Consider the following 22,519-nt stretch of genomic DNA (forward strand, 5'->3'; position numbering starts at 1 on the left):
CGTCCCCCGCATTCGGCACCCCCCCCCCGCTGTATTCGGGGCTGATCCCGTCACGGGTGCAGACGGCTCGGAGACGCGCTGAGGGCAGGAGAGGGAGTCCGTGTTCGTGAGCGCCTCGCCCGAGCGGCTCCCCTCCGAATGGGACGTGTTCGTCAGTTACAGCCGCTCCGCAACCGATCAGGCCGAGGCAGTGGTCGTCGCTCTGCGCGCGCAGGGGCTGAGGGTGTTCGTCGACGACACCGCCGTGGAGGACTTCACTTCGATCACCACCACCATCACCAGGGCACTGGCACGCGCCAAGGTGCTGCTGGCCCTGTACTCGTCCGACTACCCGCGGCGCCGTGCCTGCCAGTGGGAACTCACCTACGCCTACCTGGCGGGCCAGCGAGAGGGCGACCCCCGTCGACGTATCCTCGTGGTCAATCCCGAGCCGACCGCCGACCACATCCACCCGGTCGAACTCCGGGATGCCCGTTACTGGCCCTGGCGCGCCGGAGCCGAGGAAGCGAACCGGCTCGCCACCCGCGTACACGACCATGTGGCCGGACTCTCCGAGCCCATGGGGGTCCACACCGCCTCCCCCGTCGTCCCGTGGCTCCCCGCTCCCGCGCGCACCGGCTCGGCCCGCTTCACCGGCCGGCTCCCCGAGCAGTGGCGGATCCACACAGCCCTGCACCGCCACCAGGCACCGCTCGTGTCCCAGGCCGGCAGTGGCCGCACCGCGCAGCTGCGGGGCATGCCCGGTATCGGCAAGTCCCTCCTCGCGCAGGAATACGCGCTGCGCTTCAGCTCCGCCTTTCCCGGCGGCGTCTTCTGGTTCGATTTGCATGCCGAGCAGCCCGAGGGCCCCGGTGCCGTGGCCCGTGCCATGGATGCCTATGCCGACCAGGTGGCCATCGTTCTGGCGGCTCTAGGCATCGATGTGTCCGACACATCGATCACCTCGCTCTCGCGGCTGCTCAGCCGGCTCGCCGTTCACCTCGGCGAGCAGAACGCCCCGTGCCTGTGGGTCGTGGACGGGGTCCCGGACGGACTGACCGACAGCCAGTTCCACCAGCTGCTCGGACCCCATCTGCTCGCCGCCACGCTCGTCACCACGCGCTCCCTGCACTACACCGCGTTCGCCGAGCCCATCGACGTAGGCCCGCTTCCGGACGGCGACGGACTCCCTCTGATCACCTCGCGACGCACTCCCGACGACGATTCCGAGCAGCAGGCCGCCCTCGCCCTGGTCCACGATGTCGGCGGCCATCCGCACGCGCTCGACGTACTCGCCGACCTTGCGGCATCGACCGGCTTCGGCCATGCGCGCGACAGGCTTCATGCTCCAGGAGTCGATGTGCTCACCGGTTCGCCGCCCCGCGACCGGACCAACGGGCGGCTCGCGGTGTCCCTCCTCACCCGCCCGCTGACCGGGCACGGTCCGGTCGACGACGTCCTGCGTCTGCTCGCGCTGGCCTGCCCGGCACCACTGCACCAGTCCACCCTGGAGAACGTGCTCTCGGCAGTCTCTCCGTACGATCCCTGGGAAGCCGGTCCCCTGGTGGCGGAAGCCGTCGAGTCCCTGCTCGGCTCCGGCGCACTGCCCCCGGATCCTGGCCTGTCGCGTACGTGGACCATCCACCCGTTGCTCGCCCGCGCCGTGCGGCGACACGACGCCGACACCGCCCGACAGGAGGATCTCCGCCGGCTGCTCCTGCACACCCTGGCCGCCGTCCCCGCCACGACCGCCCCTCCCCCGCTTCCCACCACTCAGACCCTCACCGGTCCGTCGGCCAAGCGTCGCGGTCCGGGGCCCGTCGAGCGCGCCGCGGCCTTTGACCTCCAGATCGAACTGGTCACCCGCGTCGGCGTCCAGCCACTCGCCCCGGACCAGGGCTCGTTGCGCGAAGCCCTCACTTCGCTGCACGTCCTCTTCAGCACCACCCGGGAGGTACTCCACCGGGTCGCCGCCGAGACCGCGGCACCGCTCGTCCTGCCCCACATCGCCGCCGCCCTGGCGAACGAGCACCTCCGCCCCTTCCTCTCGTACTGGCACCCCGCCCTCCAACAGCACGAGGCCCGACGCCCCGACGGCACCAGTCCTACGGCGCATGAGCACACCTGGGACCGGGCCGCCGAGATGCGCACGGACCTCGACCGGCTGCGCCTCCCCCTCACGCGGATCGCCACCCGCCTCGCGGAACTGACCAGCGTCGATCTCCTCGCGGAACTGCCGCCGGATCAGCGATAGGCACCCATCACGCCCGCGGGGTGCTCGCTACCTCCGGCTGTCCGCCACAGTGCGGCCGCGAGCCACATCACGATGACGCCGACCAGGACGTGCAGCGCACTGTTGAGCAGGGAGTCGGGCAGCGAGGTCAGGAACGCGAACAGCGGCAGGACGACGGCGTACCCCCACGAGGGGATCCTCGGCAGGACGCGGGCCCGGATCATCGCGGCTCCGAACAGGGCGCAGCCCACAGCGAAGACCGCGGCAGAGCCGATGAGTGCGGGGATCGTGGGCCCGGTCAGGGTCTCTTCGATGACGTCGTCGTCGAAGTAGAACAGCACGAGGTTCGCGGCGAACGCGGCACCGCCGAACAGACCGAGCCCGACGAGGTTCACGGCGTGGGCGACCTCCCCGAAGCGCCCACCGACCGGGCCCTGCCGCCGGTGCAGCGCGGTGAGCAGCGGCAGCGCGAACGCAGTGGAGAGGGCGAGAGGGACGCTGGTCGCGGAGGTCTCCCCGGTGAACGCCTCGACCAGCCCGGGCAGGGCGATCAGCAGGCCGGACAGCAGCCCGCACAGGGCGCCGGCACGGAACGTAAATGCCGATGTCGATGCCAGTGTCGGTGTCGGTGAGGTGATGGATGAGGACATGAGGCCGCTCCGGGTTCTCGGTCTGGCTCGGACAGTGGGTCAGGGCCGTCACCGTAGGGAGCGGCGAGCAGGTGGCGGGAGGTGTGGGACGTCGGCCGTCCGGAGCCGGAAGTCACCGTTCTACGGGCCGCGTTGGGCCGTTCGGCATGTGCCGATCGGCCCGAACCGGCTGGAGTTTCGCGCCGATGTCCCTCGGCGGTCGTGTTCGGCTTGGGCGACGCTTAGCCTGGCTGCAGCGGGTTGAGGGGGTGCGCATGGTGGCGTATGGGCCCGTGCGGTGGGTGGCGCCGCTGCTGTACGGCGCGGTGCTCGTCGGCGGTGTGTACTACGCGGTGGCCGGCCTGGGCGACGACCCTGGACCGGCGGCCTGGCGGGTGTCGGGTTTTGTGGCCGCGCTCGGGGCGCTGTTCGCTCTGGAAGCGGCGGGACGCCACCGGCCCGCGGCGCGGGTGCCGCTGCTGCTGGCCCGGTGCGGGCTGATCGGCGCGGTCGTGTTCCTCGACTCCTCGGGCCTGTCCCAAGTGCTGTTCGTGCTGCTGCCGTTCACGGCCTACTTCGCCTTCGGCCGCACGACGGCGATCGCGCTGGGCGCGCTGTGCCTGGCCGGGCCGCTCATCGCGTACGTGCTGACCGCACCCGGCTGGTATCGCGACCTGGAGCGCGTGTCCGACCTGCTGATGCTCTCCGTCGGACTGGTGCTGGCGATCTCGATGGCCGCCGTGGCCGTCGGCGAACAGCGCGCCCGGCGCGAACTGGAGGCCTACGCCGCGCAGGTCGCCGAGCTGTCCGCCGCCGCCGAGCGCAACCGGCTGGCCCGGGACATCCACGACAGCCTCGGCCACCATCTCACGGCGATGTCCGTCCAGTTGGAGATGGCCTCGGACTTCCGAGATCTGGACCCCGACGCGGCCCGGCGGGCCCTGAACGAGGCGAGGCATTCGGTGCGACTCGCGCTGGGCGACGTCCGGCAGTCGGTTCGCGCGCTGCGGGACGAGTCGGCGCACCCCACGCTGGCGGCCGCGCTGGCCGGCCTGGCACACAGCGGTACGGCATCGCCGCGGGTCACCGTCGAGGTGAGCGGCGATGAGGACGGCTACGGCACGGCCGAGCTGACCGCCCTGTACCGGGCCGCGCAGGAGGGCGTGACCAACGCGCGCCGCCATGCGCGGGCCACACGGGTGACGGTCACGGTCCGCCTGGCCGAGGACGCCGCGCGGCTGGAAGTGACCGACGACGGCCGCGGCTTCGCGCGGGACGCGACCGTCACCGGGTTCGGGCTGCTCGGGATGAAGGAGCGGGTGCAACTGGTGGCGGGGAGCGTGGACATCGACAGCGGTCCGGACTCCGGTACGCGGCTGACGGTGACCGTTCCGCGCGGGAAGGCCGAGGAGAGATGAGTATGGACGACCACGAGCCGGCGCCGCCGGTACGGGTGCTGGTGGTGGACGACCAGCGGCTCATCCGGGACGGCATCGCCTCCCTGCTCTCCATCCGGCCGGGCATCGTGGTCGTGGGCACGGCCGTGGACGGCCGGGACGCCGTGGCGAAAACGCTCGAACTGGTCCCGGACGTCGTGCTCATGGATGTACGGATGCCGGAGATGGACGGGGTCGAAGCGGTGGCCGTCCTGCGGGGCCGGGCGCCGGAGTGCAGGGTGGTGATGCTGACGACGTTCGACGACGAGGAGTACGTCGTACAGGCGCTGCGGGCCGGCGCCCACGGCTACCTGCTGAAGGACCTGCCGGCCGAGGAACTCGCGCACGCGGTACGCCTGGCACACGCGGGCGTCACCCAACTCGACTCCTCGGTCGCCCGCCACCTCACCGCCGCGCTGCCGACCCCGCGCCCCACCGAGTCGCCGGCTGTCGTCCTGAGCCCGCGCGAGACGGACATCCTGCGGCTCGTGGCGCAGGGCCACACCAACCGGGAGATCGCCGCGCGGCTGTACCTCAGCGAGGGCACGGTCAAGAACCACGTCTCCCGCATCCTCACCCGTCTGTCCTTGCGCGACCGCACCCAGGCGGCACTCCGCGCCCGGGACCTCGGCTTGCTGTGAGGCCCCGGCGTGCCCCGGCCTGCACAGAAGCGGCGCGGATCACAAGGGCTGACGGGCTCGGCCGGAGCCGACCTGAGAGAGGCGGCGCCGGGTGAATCTGTGTTCCGGCCACGAGGCCGAACACCCCAGAGCACTCAGAGGCAGGGGCAATGTCAGACCCCTCTGCCACGATCGGCGCATGGGATTCTTCGATGATCTCGTCTTACCGGAGGAACCGGTCGCTGAGCGGGCCGTGTTGGTCCGGCTGGGACCGCCGGGGGAAGACGACGGGAAGTACGAGCCGCCCGTCGACAGGTTTGCGCCGGTGCTGCTGTCGCAGCTCGCGGTAGCCGGGGCCGGTCCGGACACGCGGGTGCTGCTGACGGGGTGGTCGCTGTGGCCGCGTACGGCCACCTTGCATCTGTCGGTCTTCCGCAAGACCCGCTGGCAGAGCCAGGACTCGCGCCGGCAGTCCGGGCTGCGGGTCGGCCTGCTGTTCTCCGACGGCCGCCGGGTGACCTCGTTGGACGGCACGGTGCGGCGGGGGGTGCAGTACACGACGCCCTCGGGGCAGGTGGCCGAGGCGTCGACGCGGCAGGCGGTCGGGCTGATTCCGCTGGATCCGGGGCTGCACCAGTCCCGCGGGCCCCGCTGGTCCCTCTTCAAAACCGACGTCGACCTGTATCTGGCGGAACTCCCACCGCCCGGCGAAGCCCAGTTGGTCGTCGAGTGGCCGGACGAGGGCATATCCGAGACGCGCACCCCGATCGACGTGGCGGCACTGCATGCCGCGTCGGCACGGTCACTCGAGGTGTGGCCGGGGATCGAGCCACCGGATCCGTCGGAGCAGCCCAGTTCCTTCGCGGTCCTGGAGATGAGCGGGCCGCCCGGCTTTCTGGCGCCGCCGCTGTCCCGGCGCCAGCGCGAGATGCTGCGCCGTCAGGAGGAAGAGCGCATGCGCTACGTGCCGCGGGCCGACTGGGAGCACATCGGTTACCGCGACTGGGGAGACGCGGCGCTGATCAGGGCCCGGCTCGACGGGGGCGCGCCGCCCGACGCCGTCATCAGATGGCCCGGCACCACCCCACTGCACCTGGCGGCGGAACAAGGGTCGGCGGAGGCGGTGGCCGCGCTCCTGTCGCACCACGCGGTGGCCGACGCACGCGACGAAGAGGAGCACACACCGCTGTGGTACGCCGCCTGTAACGCGGACGAGGGCAGCGTGCGCGCGCTGATCGACGCCGGAGCCGATGTGTGGACGCCGCAGACCGGGCCCTGGTCACCGGGCCGGCTGCTGCTGACCACGCCGCTCGCGCCGCTCGTCGCGGGCCTGCCGGGAGCGGTGGAGCTGCCCGCCGAGGAGGCCGCCGCCTTCCGGGCGGCGGACGAACTCATCGCGGCCTTCGGCGAGCAGGAAATGTGGACCGAAGGGCTCGGCATAGCCTTCGTACGAGGGCTGAGCGACGACGAGGTGATCCGACGGCTGGGCGCCGATCCCGCGCAGTGCCTGAGAGCAGAACTCGAGGACGCGCCCTTCGACTTGGACGACTACAACGAGTCCCTCCGCTATGTGGGCGTGACAAGCGTGCCCGGCGATCCCGGCGGCTGCGTGATCACACAGGAGGGGTACAGGCCGCGCGACGACGCCCTGCTGCGGGCGATCACGGCGGACACCAGCGCGTACGGCATCTACTTCAACGCCAAGGGCGGGACGTTCGGCACCCTGGCCCGCGACGGAGAGATCGTCGAGAGCGAGGAGATCGGCCTCCCGCCGTACGAGTCGGATCCCCCCGCCCACTGGCACTTCCGCTTCTGGCAGCGCAAGCACCCCTTCCCCCACGACGCCGACACCCTCGCCTACGCCTGCAGCGCGGCCGGCCTGCGGATCAGCGACGGCCGGAAAGCGGCAGACCGCCGCGGCCCACGCCGCTGGGTGCCACTGCCTGCGCGGCTTCAGCGCTGAGTGACCCATCGGTCGTTGCTCACGCTCGCGTGGGAATGCGTACGCACCGCTCCAGCGACGTGACGCCCAGACAGTTCCCGCACCTCTCTTGACACCTTTGCCGCACAGGAGGCAGTTTTTTATCGATACAAACCCGCCAGCGCCCACCATCTCCCCGGGAGTACCCCCGTGGCCAACGCCACCGCGATCATCAACCTCGACATCGAGGGCCCGAAGATCAACCGTCACGTCTACGGTCACTTCGCCGAGCACCTCGGCCGCTGTATCTACGGCGGTTTCTGGGTCGGCGATGACTCGACGATCCCCAACGAGGGCGGCATCCGTCTCGACGTCGTCGAGGCCCTGCGCGCTCTGAACATCCCCAACCTGCGCTGGCCGGGCGGCTGTTTCGCCGACGAGTACCACTGGAAGGACGGCATCGGCCCGCGGGACCAGCGACCCCGCATGGTGAACACCCACTGGGGCAACGTCGAGGAGAACAACCATTTCGGCACCCACGAGTTCATGGCCCTGTGCGAACTGCTCGGCGCCGAGCCGTACATCAGCGGCAACGTCGGCAGCGGCACCGTTCAGGAGATGAGCGAGTGGGTCGAGTACCTGACCCGTGACGGCGACAGCCCCATGGTGCGGCTGCGCAAGGCCAACGGCCGCGAGGAGCCCTGGCGCGTGAAGTTCTGGGGCATCGGCAACGAGACCTGGGGCTGCGGCGGCAACATGCGCGCCGAGTACTCCGCGGACCTGGCCCGGCAGTACGCCACGTACTGCCGCGATCATGGCGACAACAAGCTGTACCGCATCGCCTCAGGTGCCTCCGGCGACGATTACCAGTGGACCCGGACGCTGATGGAGCAGATCAACTGCTTCGGCTGCGAAGCCACCCCGCGCACCTTCTTCCAGGGAATCTCCGTCCATCACTACACGATGACCGGGACCTGGGATGCGAAGGGCAGCGCCACCGGCTTCGGCACGGACGACTACTACCGGACGATGCTCTCCGCCCGGCAGATCGACCGCATCCTCACCGGCCACTCCACCGTCATGGACATCTACGACCCTGGCCGCAAGGTCGGCCTGGTCCTGGACGAGTGGGGCACCTGGTGGGACGTCGAGCCGGGCACCAACCCGGGCTTCCTGTTCCAGCAGAACACCCTGCGCGACGCGCTCGTGGCGGGCACGCACTTCGACATCTTCCACAAGCATGCCGAGCGCCTGTACATGGCGAACATCGCCCAGACCGTCAACGTCCTGCAAGCGATGGTCCTCACCGACGGCGACGCACTGGTCCTGACTCCGACCTACCACGTGTTCGAGATGAGCAAGGGGCACCAGGACGCCGCTTCGCTCGGCGTCCATCTGCGCGCGGAGAACGCCCGCCGCCCGGTCGGGGACGCCGAGCTGGAGACCCTGTCCGCCTCGGCCAGCGTCAAGGACGGAACGGTACTGATCTCGCTGTCGAACCTCGACGCCGAGGAGCCCGCCGAGGTGACGCTCGACCTGCGCGGCCGCTCCGTCGGGGAGGCGACCGCCCGCATCCTGACCGCCGACCGGCTTCAGGACCACAACACCGCGGAGGCGCCGGAAGCGGTCTGCCCACGCCCGTACGACTCTCTGAAGGTCACCGACGGAGGGCTCACGCTGACGCTGCCGCCCCACTCGTTCCTCACCGTCCAGGCACCGCTCGTCTGACTCCGGCGGCGAGTGACCAGGTCTGCGGTGTAATGGGGCCCGGTGGGGCGTACCGCAGACCTGGGGTGAGCGTGGCAACGATTCAGGACGTGGCGAAGGCGGCCGGAGTCTCGGCGATGACCGTCTCCAACGTCATCAACGACCATCCCAACGTGCGCAAGGCGACGCGGGAGAAGGTCCTCGCCGCGATGGCCCGGCTCGACTACCGCGTCAACGTCGCGGCCCGCAATCTGCGCAAGGGCCGCACCGGCACGGTCGGTCTGGCCGTCCCAGAGGTGAACAGCCCGTACTACGGTCGCCTGGCCGCCGCCATCATCGCCGCTGCCGAGCGGCACAGCCTGCGGGTGTGCATCGAGCAGACCGGCGCCTCGCGGGAGAACGAACTGGACGCGCTGTCCCTGTCGCGCAACCGGCTCTACGACGGGCTCATCCTCAGCACGGTCGGCATGGGACCGGCCGATGTCGAACTGCTCAAGGTGGACTACCCGGTGGTCATCCTGGGCGAGCGGATCTTCGGCGGTCCCGTCGACCACGTGGCCATGCCGAACGTTGACGCGTCGGAGGCGGCCACCCGCCATCTGATCGAGCGGGGCTGCCGCCGCATCGCGATCGTCCGGGGGCCGGGGGGAGACTCGGTGGAGGAGGAAGTCGATGTGTCCAGCCTCCGCTTTGCGGGCTATCAGCGGGCGCTGCGGAGCGCCGGCCTGCCCGCCGACCTCGGCCTCGTACAGAGCCTGGAGACGCTCACGATGCGCGCGGGTGCGCTGTGTGCGCGGGAGATGGTGCGGAGTGGGCTCGACTTCGACGGGGTGTTCTGTGTGACGGACACCGTGGCGATGGGCGTACTGCGCGGGCTGGCCGACACCGGGGTACGAGTGCCGGAGCAGGTGAAGGTGATCGGCTTCGACAACGTCCAGGAGAGCGAGTACCTCATCCCTTCGCTGTCCACGATCGATCCGGACCACGACACGATGGCACGGCGAGCGATCGAGCTGCTGGCCGCACGGATCGAACAGACGGAGCCCGGGGAGCCGGGGGCGGACCGCGAGGAGTTCGTGAGCCGCTTCTCCGTGGTGGTACGGGAGTCGACCGGCGGCTGAACGGGGCGTGCGGTCGGCTCAGTTAGCATGATCCGCTCAAGGTCCGGGGGGATCTTGTGTGAACCCTGGGGGGATCATGCGAACGAAATCGGCTGTCGTGGCGGCCGCACTGGGCTGGTTAGTGGTGGGGGTCGCCGTGGGCGGCTGCTCGGCGGAGGGCGCCACCACTGAGGGCCCCTCCGCCAAACAGATGCTTGACGACGCGAACGACACGATGAAGGCGCTCAAGTCGGTGACCATCGACGGCGACATCACCGAGACCGCCGTGAGTGGCCCCTTCTCCACTCACCTCACGACCGATCTCAAGGGCAGGTGTGCGGGCAAAACGACCTGGGACACAGGCGCCAGCTTCGAACAGATCCGGATCGGCGCAACGGCCTACATTCGCCCGAACCGCACGTTCTTGGAGCAGGACGGCGAGACCGTGACCAACGCCGAGGAGTACGAACGCTGGGTCGAGACCCCCGTCGACCTAGTCGGCCCAGAGCTCCCGGACTGCACTCGGCCGTTCACCTCGTTCGGCAAAGCGACGAAGGGCCAGCCGACCAAGGTCAACGGCAGCGCGGCAATTCCGCTGGTGGTGACCGACAAGGAGGACAAGGAGGGCACCTACACCTTCTACGTCGCGTCCGAGGGCAAGCCCTACATCCTCAAGGTCGTCTACAAAGGCGCCAACCACCGGAGCACCACCACGTTCAGCGCCTTCGACAAGCCGTTGGATGTTCGTGCCCCGGCCAAGGGTGACCTGCTGTACGAGGACTGGTAGAACCGCGACGCCGCAAATCCCCCTGACGATGAAGGCGATCAAGGCCGGTCCGGGACCTGCTTGGCCAGAGAGCCGGCGTCCGCCTTGACCACGTACACCTCCCAGGGTTCCCGGCCGGGGCCGTGGACCCAGACCTTGTCCTGGAGGGCGTAGCAGCAGGTGGTGTCGTTCTCCTCGTCGGTGGGCAGACCCGCCTCGCTCAGGCGGGCGGTGGCGGCGTGGACCGCTTCGGTCGTCTCGACCTCGACGCCGAGGTGGTCCATGCGGGTTGCCTCGCCCGCCGTTCCTTCGATCAGGACGAGCTTGAGCGGGGGCTCGGCGATGGCGAAGTTGGCGTAGCCGTCGCGGAGTTTGGCGGGCTCGGTGCCGAAGAGCCGCGTGTAGAAGGCGACGGATTCGGCGAGGTCGGGGACGCGGAGGGCGAGCTGTACGCGGGACGTCATGGCGAACCTCCTTGGGTGGGTGGGGAGTTCAGCAGCCGCCGGTAGTTGCGGCCGGAGCACCGCCGCCGATCTGGAGGGTGGTCGGGGCCGGTGCGCAGCAGCCGCCGCCGGACTGTTCGGCGTTCTCCGGCTCGTCGAAGAGGCCCGCGCCGCCGCACACTCCGGTCTCGGGGAGGGTGAGTTCGACGCGCTCGGCGGCCTCCTGGTCGCCGGCGAGCGATGCCGCGATGGAACGGACCTGCTCGTAGCCGGTCATCGCGAGAAACGTGGGGGCCCGGCCGTACGACTTCATCCCGACCAGGTAGACGCCCTGGTCCGGGTGGGAGAGCTCGCGCACGCCGTGGGGGTAGACCGTGCCGCAGGAGTGGACGTTCGGGTCGATCAGCGGGGCGAGCGCGGTCGGGGCCTGGAGGCGTTCGTCGAGGCCGAGGCGGACCTCGGAGAGGAAGGAAAGGTCCGGGCGGAGGCCGGTCAGGACGATCACCTCGTCGACCGGGTCGAGACGGCGGCTGTCCTCGGCCACGAGGACGAGCCGGTCGTCCGCCCGCTCCACGGCCTGCGTACGGAATCCCGTGGCCGCGCTCGCGTGGCCGGCCTCCACCGCGGCCTTGGCGCGCAGGCCTAGGGCGCCGCGAGCGGGGAGTTCGTCGGCCTCGCCACCGCCGTACGTGCTCGCGCTGATGCCGCGTCGCAGGATCCACACCGCGTGTGTCCCCGCCTCCTCCCCGGCCAGGTCGGCGAGGAGCGCGAGGGCAGTGAAGGCGGAGGCGCCGGAGCCGATGACGGCGGTGCGCTTGCCCGCGTAACGGGCCCGTACGGATGGGTCGTTGAGGTCCGGGACTCGGTACGAGATGCGGTCGGCGGCCGTCTTTTCGCCGAGGGCGGGAAGGCCGTTCGCGCCGGCAGGGCTCGGGGTGGACCAGGTGCCGGAGGCGTCGATGACGGCGCGGGCGGTGAGCCGTTCCTCGGTGCCGTCGGCGGCCCGGACGTGCACCGTGTACGGCTGCTCGTCGCGACCCGCGTCGACGATGCGGTCCCGGCCGGCCCGGGCGACGCCGGTCACCGTGGCGTCGTAACGGACCCTGTCCCCCAGGACGTCGGCGAGGGGCTGGAGGTAGCGCTCGGCCCAGTCGCCGCCGGTCGGGTAGGTCGCGGCGTCGGGGCGGACCCAGCCGGTGTGGGCGAGCAGCTTCTCGGCTGCCGGGTCCACAAGTTCACCCCAGGTCGAGAACAGCCGCACGTGCGACCACTCCCGTACGGCACTTGCCGCGGCGGGGCCGGCTTCCAGGACGAGGGGTTCGATGCCGCGCTCTACGAGGTGCGCGGCGGCGGCCAGGCCGACGGGGCCGGCGCCGATGATCGCGACGGGCAGCTGGTCGGCGTGGGGCGCGTTGCTGGTGGGCGCTGGCACGGGGTTCCCCTATATCGATAGGCGTCAATCTCTTGTGCCCCAGCATGACACCGGGTTCGATGAGCGTCAACATAGACGCCCATCGAAGCAGTGCCACCGGAGGGCCGGACCGAAGCTGCGAGTCCGTCGTGGCTTGTCGCGCCCGCGCGGCGGAGCCGCAAATTGATACAGCCCCGCACCCCTGAAGGGGCGCCTCATCGCGCCGAACCTTGAAAAGGCCAGCTAGGCGCCTGGTTCGACGTATGTCAACATAGGCGTATGTCGAAGCTCAAGGCGCTGCCGCTGCTGGACCCCGAGGTCGCCGAGGGTGTCGTGCCCTGCTGCCCGCCGCTCACCGAGCGGCCCCTGACGGCCGAGGAAGCCGAGCGGACCGCCGCGATGTTCAAAGCGCTCGGCGACCCCGTCCGCCTTCGCCTGTTCTCGCTCGTCGCCTCGCACGAGGGCGGCGAGGCATGCGTATGCGACATCTCCAACGTCGGCGTTTCCCAGCCGACCGTGTCCCATCACCTGAAGAAGCTCAAGGAAGCCGGACTGCTCACCTCCGAGCGGCGCGGCACCTGGGTGTACTACCGGGTGGAGCCGTCAGTCATGGCCGCGATGGGGCAGATGCTGACCGCGGCCGCCCCCGTGGCCTGACCCGACCCGACCCGCGTTCTGCGGCTCATTCAGCCGATCGTCCGGGCATGAAGATGAGCGCCACCAGCCCCAGCCCGACCACCGCCCCGACGACCTGCATCGCGATGAACCCCGCGACCGAGCCGGGCGCGATACCCGCGAAGGTGTCGGTGAAGGCGCGGCCTATAGTCACGGCCGGGTTGGCGAAGGACGTCGACGACGTGAACCAGTACGCGGCGCCGATGTAGGAGGCGACGGCCACGGGGGCGTACTGCAGCCGGCCGGCGCGGGCCAGGCCGAAGATCAGCAGGATCAGACCCGCCGTGGCGACGACCTCGCCCAGCAGCAGAGGGCCCGCCGAGCGGTCGTGCGTGGACCACTTCACCAACGGCTCGCCGAACATCGCGTCCGCCAGGATCGCGCCCGCGATCGCGCCGACGATCTGCGCGGGTACGTACACCGCCACCTCGCGCGGCGTGACGCCCGCGCCGCCGCGTCGTGCCGTCCACCACTCGGCCAGCGTGACCACCGGGTTGAAGTGCGCTCCGGAGACCGGGCCGAGCAGGAGGATCAGGATGCCGAGGCCGAAGACGGTGGCCGTGGAGTTGGCCAGCAGTTGCAGGCCGACGTCGTCGGTCAGGTCCGTGGCCTGGATGCCGGAGCCGACCACGATCGCCACCAGCAGCGCCGTTCCTACGAGTTCGGCGGCGGCCCGGGAGACCAAAGGGTTACGCGGCGGGGTGGCACCCGGCGCGGGCGCAGGCGCGACGGAGGCGGGGTCGGCGGCGGACGTCGCAGCCTCCGCGCTCGTCGCGGCCTCCGCGTTCGTGGCGGCCTCGGCGGCGGTCACGGGCAGGCCCGCTTGTTCTGGGCGGCGCTGCGCGCGGACTCGGCCAGGTCGGCGAACTGACCGGCGAGCTGAGCGATGACGTCGGACTTGAGCCGGTAATAGGTGAACCGGCCGCACGGCTCCGTCTCGACGACCCCCGCCTCACGCAGCACCCTCAGATGGTTGGAGAGGTTGGTCTGCCGGGCACCCGTCTCCTCCACGAGGTGCGTGGTGCACAGCGTCTCTTTGGCGAGCAGGGTCACGATCTGGAGCCTGAGCGGGTCGGCCAGCACCCGGATCAGGTCAGTGTCGACTGACGTCATCATGGGCTGATACTGTCACATCAGCGGTGACTGACACCACCAGATGCTGATGTCAGCCCCGCCTGATGCCGACGCGAGACAAGACAAGAGAACAAGAGACAAGAGAGACCTCCTGATGTCCGACAAGCCCTCCGTGCTCTTCGTCTGTGTCCACAACGCCGGCCGTTCCCAGATGGCCGCCGCGTGGCTGACCCACCTGGCCGGGGACCGCGTCGAGGTCCGCTCCGCCGGCTCCAACCCGGGCGCCCAGGTCAACCCGGCCGCCGTCGAGGCCATGCGCGAGGTCGGCATCGACATCTCCGCCGAGGTCCCCAAGATGCTCACCGTCGACGCCGTCAAGGAGTCGGACGTCTGCATCACCATGGGCTGCGGCGACACCTGCCCCGTCTTCCCCGGCAAGCGCTACCTGGACTGGGATCTCGAGGACCCGGCGGGCCAGGGCGTCGAGGCCGTACGGCCCATCCGTGACGAGATCAAGAAGCTCATCGAGGGCCTGATCGAGGAGATCGCCCCGGAGCAGAAGACGGCCTGAGCGGCGGCGGGACCGACCCCACCGCCGCGTCCGCCCGTCCGCCAGCCCTCCCGTTCGTACGTCCGTCCGTCCGTCAGGAGTGGGTGACCTTGATGTCGGAGATGCGGACCTCGCCGTAGTTCCCCTTGGCACACGGGTCGGAGTTGTCGCAGTTGGCCTGGGTGTAGGCGCCGGCCTTGAAGTAGTTGGTGTCGCCGTCGTGCTCGATCGTGGTCTCCAGCTTGCCGTTGAAGTACACGTCGATCTCCCCGTCCTGCGCCACGAACTTGGCCTCGAACTCGGTGCCCAGTTTGTAGTTATCGGTGACGAGGTGGTGGCGGCTGTCGTCGCCGTCGGTGATGTAGAGCTTCTTGCCGTCGAGACGAAAGACCGTGACGTCGTCGTCCCCGCCGTGCACCTGCGCGCCGACCAGCTGCGGCTTCTCCTTGGGCAGCGCCATGAACGCCTCGTTGACCACGAGCGTGTGCTTGCCCTCCGTGGTGGACCACTCGGCCTCGTCCGCGCCGTTGTCGGTCATCTCCCGCAGCTCGGAGCGCGGGTAACTGGAGCCGCCGGTCGTCACACCGTTGACGGCGGCCCGGAACAGGACCGCGTCACAGCCGTCCTCGACCCGGAACCAGGGCTTGGCGGAGAAGGTCGCCAGCTTGGGCTGGGTGATCTCGGTGGGGTCCTCGTCGTCGCCGGTGGGCAGGGTCAGCTTCCAGTTCGTCAGGTCGAGGACGTCCGCCGGGTACGCGCACCGGGCGCCGGCCGGCTCGTACGAGGGCGACGTGGCGGCCTGCGCGGACAGCGTGAACGCGGCGGTCGAGACGGCCGCGGTGATGCCCGCCAGTACGAGCGTCCGGGTGCTGGGCATGAAGGGTTCCTCACGGTCGGGGACTGCGGTACGGGCCGACGCGCACCCTAAGCCGTCGCGCCCGGGACCGGTCCCAGAACCCCTGCCCTACAGACCGTCAACTCCCTTCAGAACCTGGACGATTCGGGTCGTACGAGGCCCGTCTGGTAGGCGATGACGACGAGTTGGGCGCGGTCGCGGGCGGCCCACCATGGATGTCCCGGCAGGGCCGGCTCATCGTCGTGCGGCTACTACGACTGCCGCTAGTCAACTACCCGTCGCTAAAGCGCTGGGCTTGCACAACGGGCATCACTGGGTGTGATGCTGCGTTTGCGTCCATCCCCACCCCGACGTTTCGGGGGTGGGTCAGGGGCCGTTGACTGGGCCCCGCGTCGCCACAACTCCCACGCGCGTGCGCGGATGTTGCGGGAGCCGTTCCGGTCTGCTTCACAAGCACCGAACGTACACACCTGCGCGAGGCAGAACCGTACGTTCGGAGTCGACCACCTGAACGAGTGACATGCAGGCCGTACGTCGACGCCTCGATCGGACGAGCCCGGCGCACGAGATGGCTGCCGCCAGGGTGAGCTGGGTACGGGTTCGCATCTGAGGCTTGCCTCCCGGTGAGGGCGACCGGGACGCCGCGTCAGCGCTCCGCTGGGTGCGGTTTCGAAGCTGCGGGTCCGTTGTGGCTGGTCGCCCCTTTCGGGGCCTGCGGCCCCTCAAGCCGGCACGGTGCGGCACCGGACATCGGCAGGTGCGCCGGAACCTGCGGAACCGTCCGCTACCGTGACCGGGCCGCTCGCAGCGTTCGCTTCTATCGTGGAAGCACACTGAACGGTCGGCGTCGAGGCGGGCAGCTCATGAGGGAACCGCAGATCGATTACGCGGCCGTTTTCCGGGCGCTTCCCGGCATGGTGGCGCTGCTCACGCCCGACCTTGTGTACGCCGACGCCAACGAGGACTTTCTGCGGCTGGCCGGGCGTACCCGTGAGCAGTTGCTGGGCCGCTATATCTTCGACGTCTTCCCGGAGAACCCGAACGACCCGGCCGCGGCCGGTATGCGGGAGACCAGGGAGTCGATGCTGCGGGTGGTGGAAACCGGGGAGCGCGACACCATGGCGCTGCTCCGCTACGACATCGAGGACCCCGAGCGCCCCGGCCACTGGCAGCAGCACTACTGGAGCCCCGTCAACGCACCCGTCCACGGCCCCGACGGGAAGGTAGTGCTGATCGTGCACCGGGTGGAGGAGGTCACCGAACTCATCCGCGCCCGCGGCGGCCCGGGCGGTGACCCGCAGGCCCGTGTGCTGGAGGCCGAGCTCTACACCCGCTCCCGTGAACTGCAGGAGGTCAACGAACGCCTCCGCAGGGCACACGCCCGCGAACGCGAGGTCGCGCTGGCCCTGCAGGCGGCGTTGCTGCCCGCTCCCCGCCCGCTCGGGAACCACCGGGTGGCCGTGCGCTACCGGCCCGCCATAGGGGCCTTGAACGTGTGCGGCGACTGGTACGACCTGGTCGAACTGCCCGGCAACCGCATCTCGGTCGCCGTGGGTGACGTGGTCGGCCACGGGCTCGCGGCCGCCTGTGTGATGGGGCAGCTGCGCAGTGCGCTGAGCGCGGCCGCCCGGGTCGCCGACGGTCCGGCGCAGGCACTGGAGGTCCTCGGCCTGTACGCCCGTTTCGTCGACGGAGCCGAGTCGACCACCGCGGTGAAGGCCTACATCGACTGGGACACCCACACCATCTCCTACAGCAGTGCCGGTCACCTGCCGCCGGCCCTGCTCCAGCCCGACGGCACCGTGACCTTCCTCGACGGGGCCACCGACCCGCCGCTCGGCGCCAGACCCGATCATGTCCCCCGTCCCCAGGCCGACCTTCCCTTCACCGAAGGCTCCGCCCTGGTCCTGTACACGGACGGCCTGGTCGAACGCCGCACCGAGGACATCGACACCAGCCTGGCCCGCCTCGCCGACTCCCTGACCCGCCACCGCAAGTCCGAACCCGAGCCCCTGGCCGATGCCCTCCTGGCGGACCTGCTCCCGTCCAAGGGCAGCACGGACGACACGGCCTTGGTCGTCATCAGCCTCTAGGCACCTCTAGGCAGGCTCACGCAGCGTCGGCCGTGTCGGCCGTCTCCACAGGTCCGGGCCGAAGACCTCGGGGGTGACAGTCGTGTCGCGGCTGCGGGTGCGTTGTGGCTGGTCGCGCAGTTCCCCGCGCCCCTAAAGAACCTGCGACTGCCCGCACCCAGAACAGCCAGCGAACCGAAAAAGCCCGCGACCCGGAAGGGCCAGCGCCCCGTACCCGCCCGCGCGGAAAAGCCCGGACCCCCGACTACCCGCAGCTTCCCCCCGGCGGGAGGGGACGTGGGCCGGTGCGTCCTATGCCCGTCGCTTAGCTTCGGTCTGGGCACAGCTGCGCCCTGTGTCAGCACGGGGTCGTATGCCCTGTTGGCGACGGGCTGACGCACCGGACCGCGGCCCCGCACCCACCAACCACCCAAGGGGCGCGGGGAACTGCGCGAGCAACCACCACGTACCCGCACCCGCCCAACCGCCGGAGGCACCCCCGCTGGGCTGCGGGACCAGCCACAATGGACCCGCAGCCGCCCCACCGCCGGAGGCAACCGGCAGAGAAAGGCGAACCCCCCATGGACCCCGCCCCGAGCATCACCCTCCGCCACCTAGTCATGGCGCTGGGCGACTCGATGCTCGAGGTGCAGGCCGCGCCCGCCGGGCTGGACGTGGAGATCCACGGAGTCGCCCTGCTCGACCCCGAGGACCCACCGACCGCCCACCCGGGCGACCTGGTCCTCGCGATCGGATCGCGAGGACGGGCCGCCTTCCCGGCCCTGCGCGCCGCAGGGCGAGACGGCGCCACCGCCGTCGTGGTCAAGCTGGACGCGCCCGCCCAGGCCGCGGGCCTCAGCGAGACCGCGACCGAGGCCGGCGTCGCCCTGCTCAGCCTGCGCGGCGAGACCCGCTGGGAGCAGGTCAGCGCGCTGGCCCGCGCCGCCCTGGACGACGCCCCGCCGGAGGATCCGGGCGCGGCGGCCGAGGAGGGCGACCTGTTCTCGCTCGCGCAGACCACCGCCATCCTGACCAGCGGCATCGTCAGCATCGAGGACGCCGCGAACCGCGTACTGGCGTACTCCCGTACCACCGACTCCGACGAGGCGGACGACCTGCGGCGGCGTTCCATCCTCGGCTGGCAGGGACCGGAGGCGTACCTCGCGAAGTTGCGCGAGTGGGGCGTGTTCCAGCACCTGCACTCCAGCGACGAGGTGATCGCCATCGACAGCCACCCGGAGCTCGGCATCCGCCGTCGGCTCGCGGTGGCCATCCGCTCCGGTGACCGGCAGCTGGGCACGATCTGGGTACAGGAGAGCTCGACCCCGCTGTCCGAACGCTCACGCCAGGCGCTGCTGGGCGCCGCCCGAGTCGCCGCGCTTCATCTCGTACGCCGTCGCCGGGAACTCTCGGACGATGTGACGCTCGTACGGACCCTGCTCGCCGGACTCATGGACGGCAGCACCGGACCGCAGCCGCTGGCCACCCACCTGGGTTTCGACGCGGCCCGCCCTGCCGCCGTGCTGGGCTTCTCGCACGGGACGACGGAGGCGTACGAGGCCGGGGATGCCGTCGCCGCCCCGGAGCTGGCTCACACCGAGGTCACCAACCTGGTGTCCGTGCATATCGCCGCCCGGCACCGCAGTTCCCTGGTCACCCAGGTCGACTCCCGTATCTACGTACTCCTGCCGCAGCTGCCCCGCAGCATCGACACGGACACCCTGCGCGGCTGGGCCCTGGAGATCACCGACGCGGCACGCCGCCACCTGGGGCTGCCGTTGCGCGGCTCGGTCGGGTGCCTGGTGCCGGGGCTCGGGGCCGTACCGGAGTCGCGTCGGGAGGCGGACCGCATCCTCGACGCCATGGTGAGCGCCCGGGTGTCCGCCGCCGTCGCCGCGCTGCCCGACATCCAGGCGGAAGTGCTGGTCAGCGAGATGCTGACGCTGCTCTCCGCGCACCCCGAGATACGGGATCCACGGCTGACCGCCCTGGTCGCGCACGACAACCGGCACCAGGGCCGCCTCGCCGAGACCCTGCTGACGTACCTGAACTCCTTCGGAGACGTACGGGCCGCCGCCGCGCAGCTCCACGTGCACCCCAACACCCTGCGCTACCGCCTGCGCCGGGCCGAGGAACTCACCGGTCTGGATCTCAGCCGCCCTGATCAGCGGCTGCTGGCGATGCTTCAGCTGAGGCTGCCGCCCACGGACTGAGTCCGGTTTCGCATTGGCCGTTCGTACAGCCATCGACGGCGAGTTTGTTCAGCCTTCACAAACCCGTAGCCCCATGTCCCCTCATACGCTTGCGCAAATCCAATTCCGCAAGTGATGCGGCCCACCTCCCACGAGGAGACGGAGCGAATCGCGGACGTGCTGGTGACGACCAACTCACCAGCACGCCATCCGGATACCGCGAACCGCACCGTGAACGCTTACGGGAATCGTCAGTGCCCTGACCGCTCTCCCCTGCGCACGCCCCCACGGCGCAGCCCGGCCCGCCCCATCCCCCGCCATCGAGGCGACCCGGCGTTCCGGGCAGCCACGCCCGCACGACACTCCCCCAACCACTCATCTGGATGTCGACATGACTACACGTCCCCCAGAACCCCTGGCCCCTGACACCGCTCCACCCGCCAGCGGTCAGCCCCCGGAGCAGGACGGTCTCAAGGCCGGTCTCAAGAACCGCCACCTGTCCATGATCGCCATCGGCGGCGTGATCGGCGCCGGGCTCTTCGTGGGCTCCGCCTCCGGTATCGCCGCCGCCGGACCCGGCATTCTCCTGTCATACGCGCTGGTCGGCGCCCTCGTCGTCCTCGTGATGCGCATGCTCGGCGAGATGGCCGCGGCCAACCCGTCCTCCGGGTCCTTCTCCGCCTACGCGGACCGGGCGCTCGGCCGCTGGGCCGGGTTCTCGATCGGCTGGCTGTACTGGTTCTTCTGGGTCGTCGTGCTCGCGGTAGAAGCGACCGCGGGTGCGGTGATCCTGGAGAGCTGGGTGCCGGCCGTGCCGCAGTGGGCCTGGGCGCTGATCGTGATGGTGGTGCTGACCGCCACGAACCTGGTCTCGGTCGGTTCCTTCGGCGAGTTCGAGTTCTGGTTCGCGGGCATCAAGGTCGTCGCCATCTCGGGCTTCATCGTGCTCGGCGGGCTGGCGATCTTCGGTCTGCTGCCCGGTTCCGACGCCGACACGGGATTCGCCAACCTCACCGCGCACGGCGGCTTCCTACCGGAGGGGCCCGGCGCGATCCTCACCGGCATTCTGCTGGTCGTCTTCTCCTTCATGGGCAGCGAGATCGTGACCCTCGCCGCGGCCGAGTCCCCGGACGCGCAGCGGCAGGTCGCCAAGGCGACCCGTAGCGTGATCTGGCGGGTCGGTGTCTTCTACGTCGGCTCGATCCTCGTCGTGGTGGCCCTGCTGCCGTGGAACGACCCCTCGATCGCCGAGAAGGGCTCGTACGTCGCTGCCCTCGACGCCATCGGCATCCCGCACGCGGGTCAGATCATGAACTTCATCGTGCTGACCGCGGTGTTGTCGTGTCTCAACTCCGGGCTCTACACGGCCTCTCGGATGGCATTCTCGCTCGGGCAGCGTGGTGACGCTCCGGCGTCCTTCGTGAAGACGAATTCGCGGGGTGTTCCGCAGGCGGCGATTCTGGCCTCTGTGGTCTTCGGGTTTGTGGCGGTCGGGTTCAACTATCTGTGGCCGGACACCGTGTTCCAGTTCCTGCTGAACTCGTCTGGCGCGGTGGCGTTGTTCGTGTGGCTGGTCATCTGTTTCTCGCAGTTGAAGATGCGGGGGATCATTTTGCGGGAGAACCCGGAGAAGCTTGTTGTACGGATGTGGCTGTTTCCGTATCTGACGTGGGCGACTATCGGGATGATCTCGTTCGTGTTGCTGTACATGCTTACGGATGAGAAGGAGGGGGGCGGGCGTAGTCAGGTGCTGTTGTCGGTGCTTGTGGCTGCGATCGTCGTCGCCATCTCGTTTGTGCGGGAGCGGTCGCGGCGGGACGCGGATAGCTTGGTTTCGCGGTAGCGCTGCCGGCTGGGGCGGGCGTGGGGTTTCTTTCCCCAAGCCCGCCCCTTCCCGTAACTGGGGGCTGCGCCCCCAGGCCCCCCGGGTCGCATTTCGGGTGCCGGTCCGTTTGTGGCTGGTCGCGCAGTTCCCCGCGCCCCTTACGGGGCGCGAATGTTGCCCATGTCGTGTGCCAGGCGCACGCTGGGCGTATGGCTGGTGGTGAAGGGCCTACCCTCATCGGTTCCGTGCAGCGGGCTTTGCGGCTGCTGGAGGCTGTCAGTGCGCATGAGAATGGGGCGCCGGCCAAGCAGTTGGCTCGCGAGACGGAGTTGCCGCTGGCCACCGCTTATCACCTGTTGCGGACGCTGGTGCATGACGGGTACGTGCGGAAGTTGGATGACGGCGGGTACATCCTGGGCGACAAGCTGGAGACGTTGCACACCGCTGGGCGTGGGCAGGCTCTGCTCAGTCGGGTTCGGCCGACGCTTGCCGCGTTGCGGGATGAGTTTTCTACCGCTGCCTACCTCACGTTCTATGAGGACGGTGAGATCCGGGTTGCCGAGATCGTCGACGGGCCTCGGGCGCCTCGGGTCGATCTCTGGGTGGGGTTCGAGGATGCCGGGCATGCCACCGCGCTGGGCAAGTCCGTACTGCGTGAGCTGGATGACGAGTCGCGCAAGGACTACCTGTCCCGGCACACCATGTCCGACCTCACGCCTCGTACCATCACCAGCCCTCCAGAACTGCTCCGGCGCGTCGACTCCTCGCCCGTGGCGCCGGCCGTCACGGATCTGGAGGAGTACACGCTCGGCACCGTCTGCGTCGCGGTGCCCGTCTACAGCGGGAACACGCTCGGCTCGCTCGGCGTATCTCTGCCGAAGGACCGGCTCTCCAAGCTCGAGGAGATCCGGGCGCGGCTGATCCCGACGGCAAGCCGGGTGACCAGGGGGCTTTCGCTCACCACGTGACCGTGGACCCTTTGCTCATCATCTGAAAACGCACTCCTTGCGGCAGCCCCTGTCCAGCCCGT

19 protein-coding genes are annotated in these 22,519 nt (G+C 70.0%); 13 read left to right on the top strand and 6 right to left on the bottom strand.

Translation table 11 applies throughout. The features are described 5' to 3' along the window. The first annotated feature begins 106 nt into the window (after window positions 1-106). Window positions 107-2,233: a TIR domain-containing protein gene (locus ACQEVY_RS14575; RefSeq protein ID WP_432948480.1), complete on the top strand. Its 2,127-nt coding sequence runs from the start codon at window positions 107-109 to the stop codon at window positions 2,231-2,233. Here ACQEVY_RS14575 and ACQEVY_RS14580 read toward each other — a convergent pair. After that, a complete protein-coding gene (locus tag ACQEVY_RS14580; protein ID WP_432948482.1) occupies window positions 2,224-2,862 on the bottom strand; it encodes a hypothetical protein in 639 nt (212 codons plus the stop codon). The genes ACQEVY_RS14575 and ACQEVY_RS14580 overlap by 10 nt on opposite strands. 254 nt (window positions 2,863-3,116) lie before the next feature. On the opposite strand from ACQEVY_RS14580, the gene ACQEVY_RS14585 reads away from it, so the two are divergent. The 6 genes from ACQEVY_RS14585 to ACQEVY_RS14610 all read left to right on the top strand — a co-directional run bounded on the left by ACQEVY_RS14585 (window position 3,117) and on the right by ACQEVY_RS14610 (window position 10,412). Continuing rightward, a complete protein-coding gene (locus ACQEVY_RS14585) occupies window positions 3,117-4,259 on the top strand; it encodes a sensor histidine kinase (RefSeq protein WP_432948484.1) in 1,143 nt (380 codons plus the stop codon). Between the two features lie 2 nt (window positions 4,260-4,261). Next, on the top strand, window positions 4,262-4,918 hold the full coding sequence (locus ACQEVY_RS14590) for a response regulator (RefSeq protein WP_432948486.1): 657 nt from the start codon (window positions 4,262-4,264) through the stop codon (window positions 4,916-4,918). 178 nt (window positions 4,919-5,096) lie between these two features. Further along, a complete protein-coding gene (locus ACQEVY_RS14595) occupies window positions 5,097-6,860 on the top strand; it encodes an ankyrin repeat domain-containing protein (protein ID WP_432948488.1) in 1,764 nt (587 codons plus the stop codon). 168 nt (window positions 6,861-7,028) lie between these two features. Then, window positions 7,029-8,546 carry an alpha-N-arabinofuranosidase gene (locus ACQEVY_RS14600; RefSeq protein ID WP_432948490.1) on the top strand — a complete coding sequence of 506 codons (1,518 nt, stop codon included), beginning with the start codon at window positions 7,029-7,031 and terminating at the stop codon, window positions 8,544-8,546. Window positions 8,547-8,617: 71 nt separating this feature from the next. Next, entirely contained in the window at window positions 8,618-9,646 is a 1,029-nt protein-coding gene (locus tag ACQEVY_RS14605; RefSeq protein ID WP_432948492.1) for a LacI family DNA-binding transcriptional regulator, read from the top strand. Window positions 9,647-9,722: 76 nt separating this feature from the next. Next, on the top strand, window positions 9,723-10,412 hold the full coding sequence (locus tag ACQEVY_RS14610) for a hypothetical protein (protein WP_432948494.1): 690 nt from the start codon (window positions 9,723-9,725) through the stop codon (window positions 10,410-10,412). Window positions 10,413-10,450: 38 nt separating this feature from the next. On the opposite strand, the gene ACQEVY_RS14615 is transcribed toward ACQEVY_RS14610, so the two are convergent. Both ACQEVY_RS14615 and ACQEVY_RS14620 read right to left on the bottom strand, forming a co-directional pair. Then, entirely contained in the window at window positions 10,451-10,855 is a 405-nt protein-coding gene (locus ACQEVY_RS14615) for an ArsI/CadI family heavy metal resistance metalloenzyme (RefSeq protein WP_432948496.1), read from the bottom strand. 28 nt (window positions 10,856-10,883) lie between these two features. Then, complete coding sequence (locus tag ACQEVY_RS14620; protein ID WP_432948498.1) at window positions 10,884-12,266, bottom strand: NAD(P)-binding domain-containing protein; 1,383 nt, start codon at window positions 12,264-12,266, stop codon at window positions 10,884-10,886. 258 nt (window positions 12,267-12,524) lie between these two features. On the opposite strand from ACQEVY_RS14620, the gene ACQEVY_RS14625 reads away from it, so the two are divergent. Beyond that, complete coding sequence (locus ACQEVY_RS14625) at window positions 12,525-12,902, top strand: ArsR/SmtB family transcription factor (RefSeq protein ID WP_432948500.1); 378 nt, start codon at window positions 12,525-12,527, stop codon at window positions 12,900-12,902. 25 nt (window positions 12,903-12,927) lie between these two features. On the opposite strand, the gene ACQEVY_RS14630 is transcribed toward ACQEVY_RS14625, so the two are convergent. Together ACQEVY_RS14630 and ACQEVY_RS14635 are read right to left on the bottom strand one after the other, a co-directional pair. Next, window positions 12,928-13,731: an aquaporin gene (locus ACQEVY_RS14630; RefSeq protein WP_432948502.1), complete on the bottom strand. Its 804-nt coding sequence runs from the start codon at window positions 13,729-13,731 to the stop codon at window positions 12,928-12,930. Then, a complete protein-coding gene (locus ACQEVY_RS14635) occupies window positions 13,728-14,036 on the bottom strand; it encodes an ArsR/SmtB family transcription factor (protein ID WP_432948504.1) in 309 nt (102 codons plus the stop codon). Before ACQEVY_RS14635 ends, ACQEVY_RS14630 begins: the two co-directional genes overlap by 4 nt. Before the next feature lie 112 nt (window positions 14,037-14,148). On the opposite strand from ACQEVY_RS14635, the gene ACQEVY_RS14640 reads away from it, so the two are divergent. Beyond that, window positions 14,149-14,565: an arsenate reductase ArsC gene (locus tag ACQEVY_RS14640; protein ID WP_432948506.1), complete on the top strand. Its 417-nt coding sequence runs from the start codon at window positions 14,149-14,151 to the stop codon at window positions 14,563-14,565. Window positions 14,566-14,638: 73 nt separating this feature from the next. Here the strand turns inward: ACQEVY_RS14640 and ACQEVY_RS14645 are convergent, their stop codons facing one another. After that, on the bottom strand, window positions 14,639-15,421 hold the full coding sequence (locus tag ACQEVY_RS14645; protein WP_432948508.1) for a polysaccharide lyase family 7 protein: 783 nt from the start codon (window positions 15,419-15,421) through the stop codon (window positions 14,639-14,641). Window positions 15,422-16,263: 842 nt separating this feature from the next. Here ACQEVY_RS14645 and ACQEVY_RS14650 point away from each other — a divergent pair. From ACQEVY_RS14650 to ACQEVY_RS14665, 4 genes are all read left to right on the top strand, one after another. Continuing rightward, window positions 16,264-17,493, top strand: coding sequence for a PP2C family protein-serine/threonine phosphatase (locus ACQEVY_RS14650; protein ID WP_432948510.1), 1,230 nt, complete (start codon window positions 16,264-16,266; stop codon window positions 17,491-17,493). A 560-nt stretch (window positions 17,494-18,053) separates the two neighbouring features. Next, window positions 18,054-19,685: a PucR family transcriptional regulator gene (locus tag ACQEVY_RS14655; protein WP_432948512.1), complete on the top strand. Its 1,632-nt coding sequence runs from the start codon at window positions 18,054-18,056 to the stop codon at window positions 19,683-19,685. Between the two features lie 370 nt (window positions 19,686-20,055). Next, the gene (locus ACQEVY_RS14660) at window positions 20,056-21,507 is read left to right on the top strand and encodes an amino acid permease (protein WP_432948514.1); all 1,452 of its coding nucleotides are present in this window, start codon (window positions 20,056-20,058) and stop codon (window positions 21,505-21,507) included. 191 nt (window positions 21,508-21,698) lie between these two features. Further along, on the top strand, window positions 21,699-22,457 hold the full coding sequence (locus tag ACQEVY_RS14665) for an IclR family transcriptional regulator (RefSeq protein WP_432948516.1): 759 nt from the start codon (window positions 21,699-21,701) through the stop codon (window positions 22,455-22,457). Window positions 22,458-22,519 lie beyond the last annotated feature (62 nt).

It is taken from the genome of Streptomyces sp. CA-288835, from assembly GCF_050936385.1.
GTDB lineage: Bacteria > Actinomycetota > Actinomycetes > Streptomycetales > Streptomycetaceae > Streptomyces.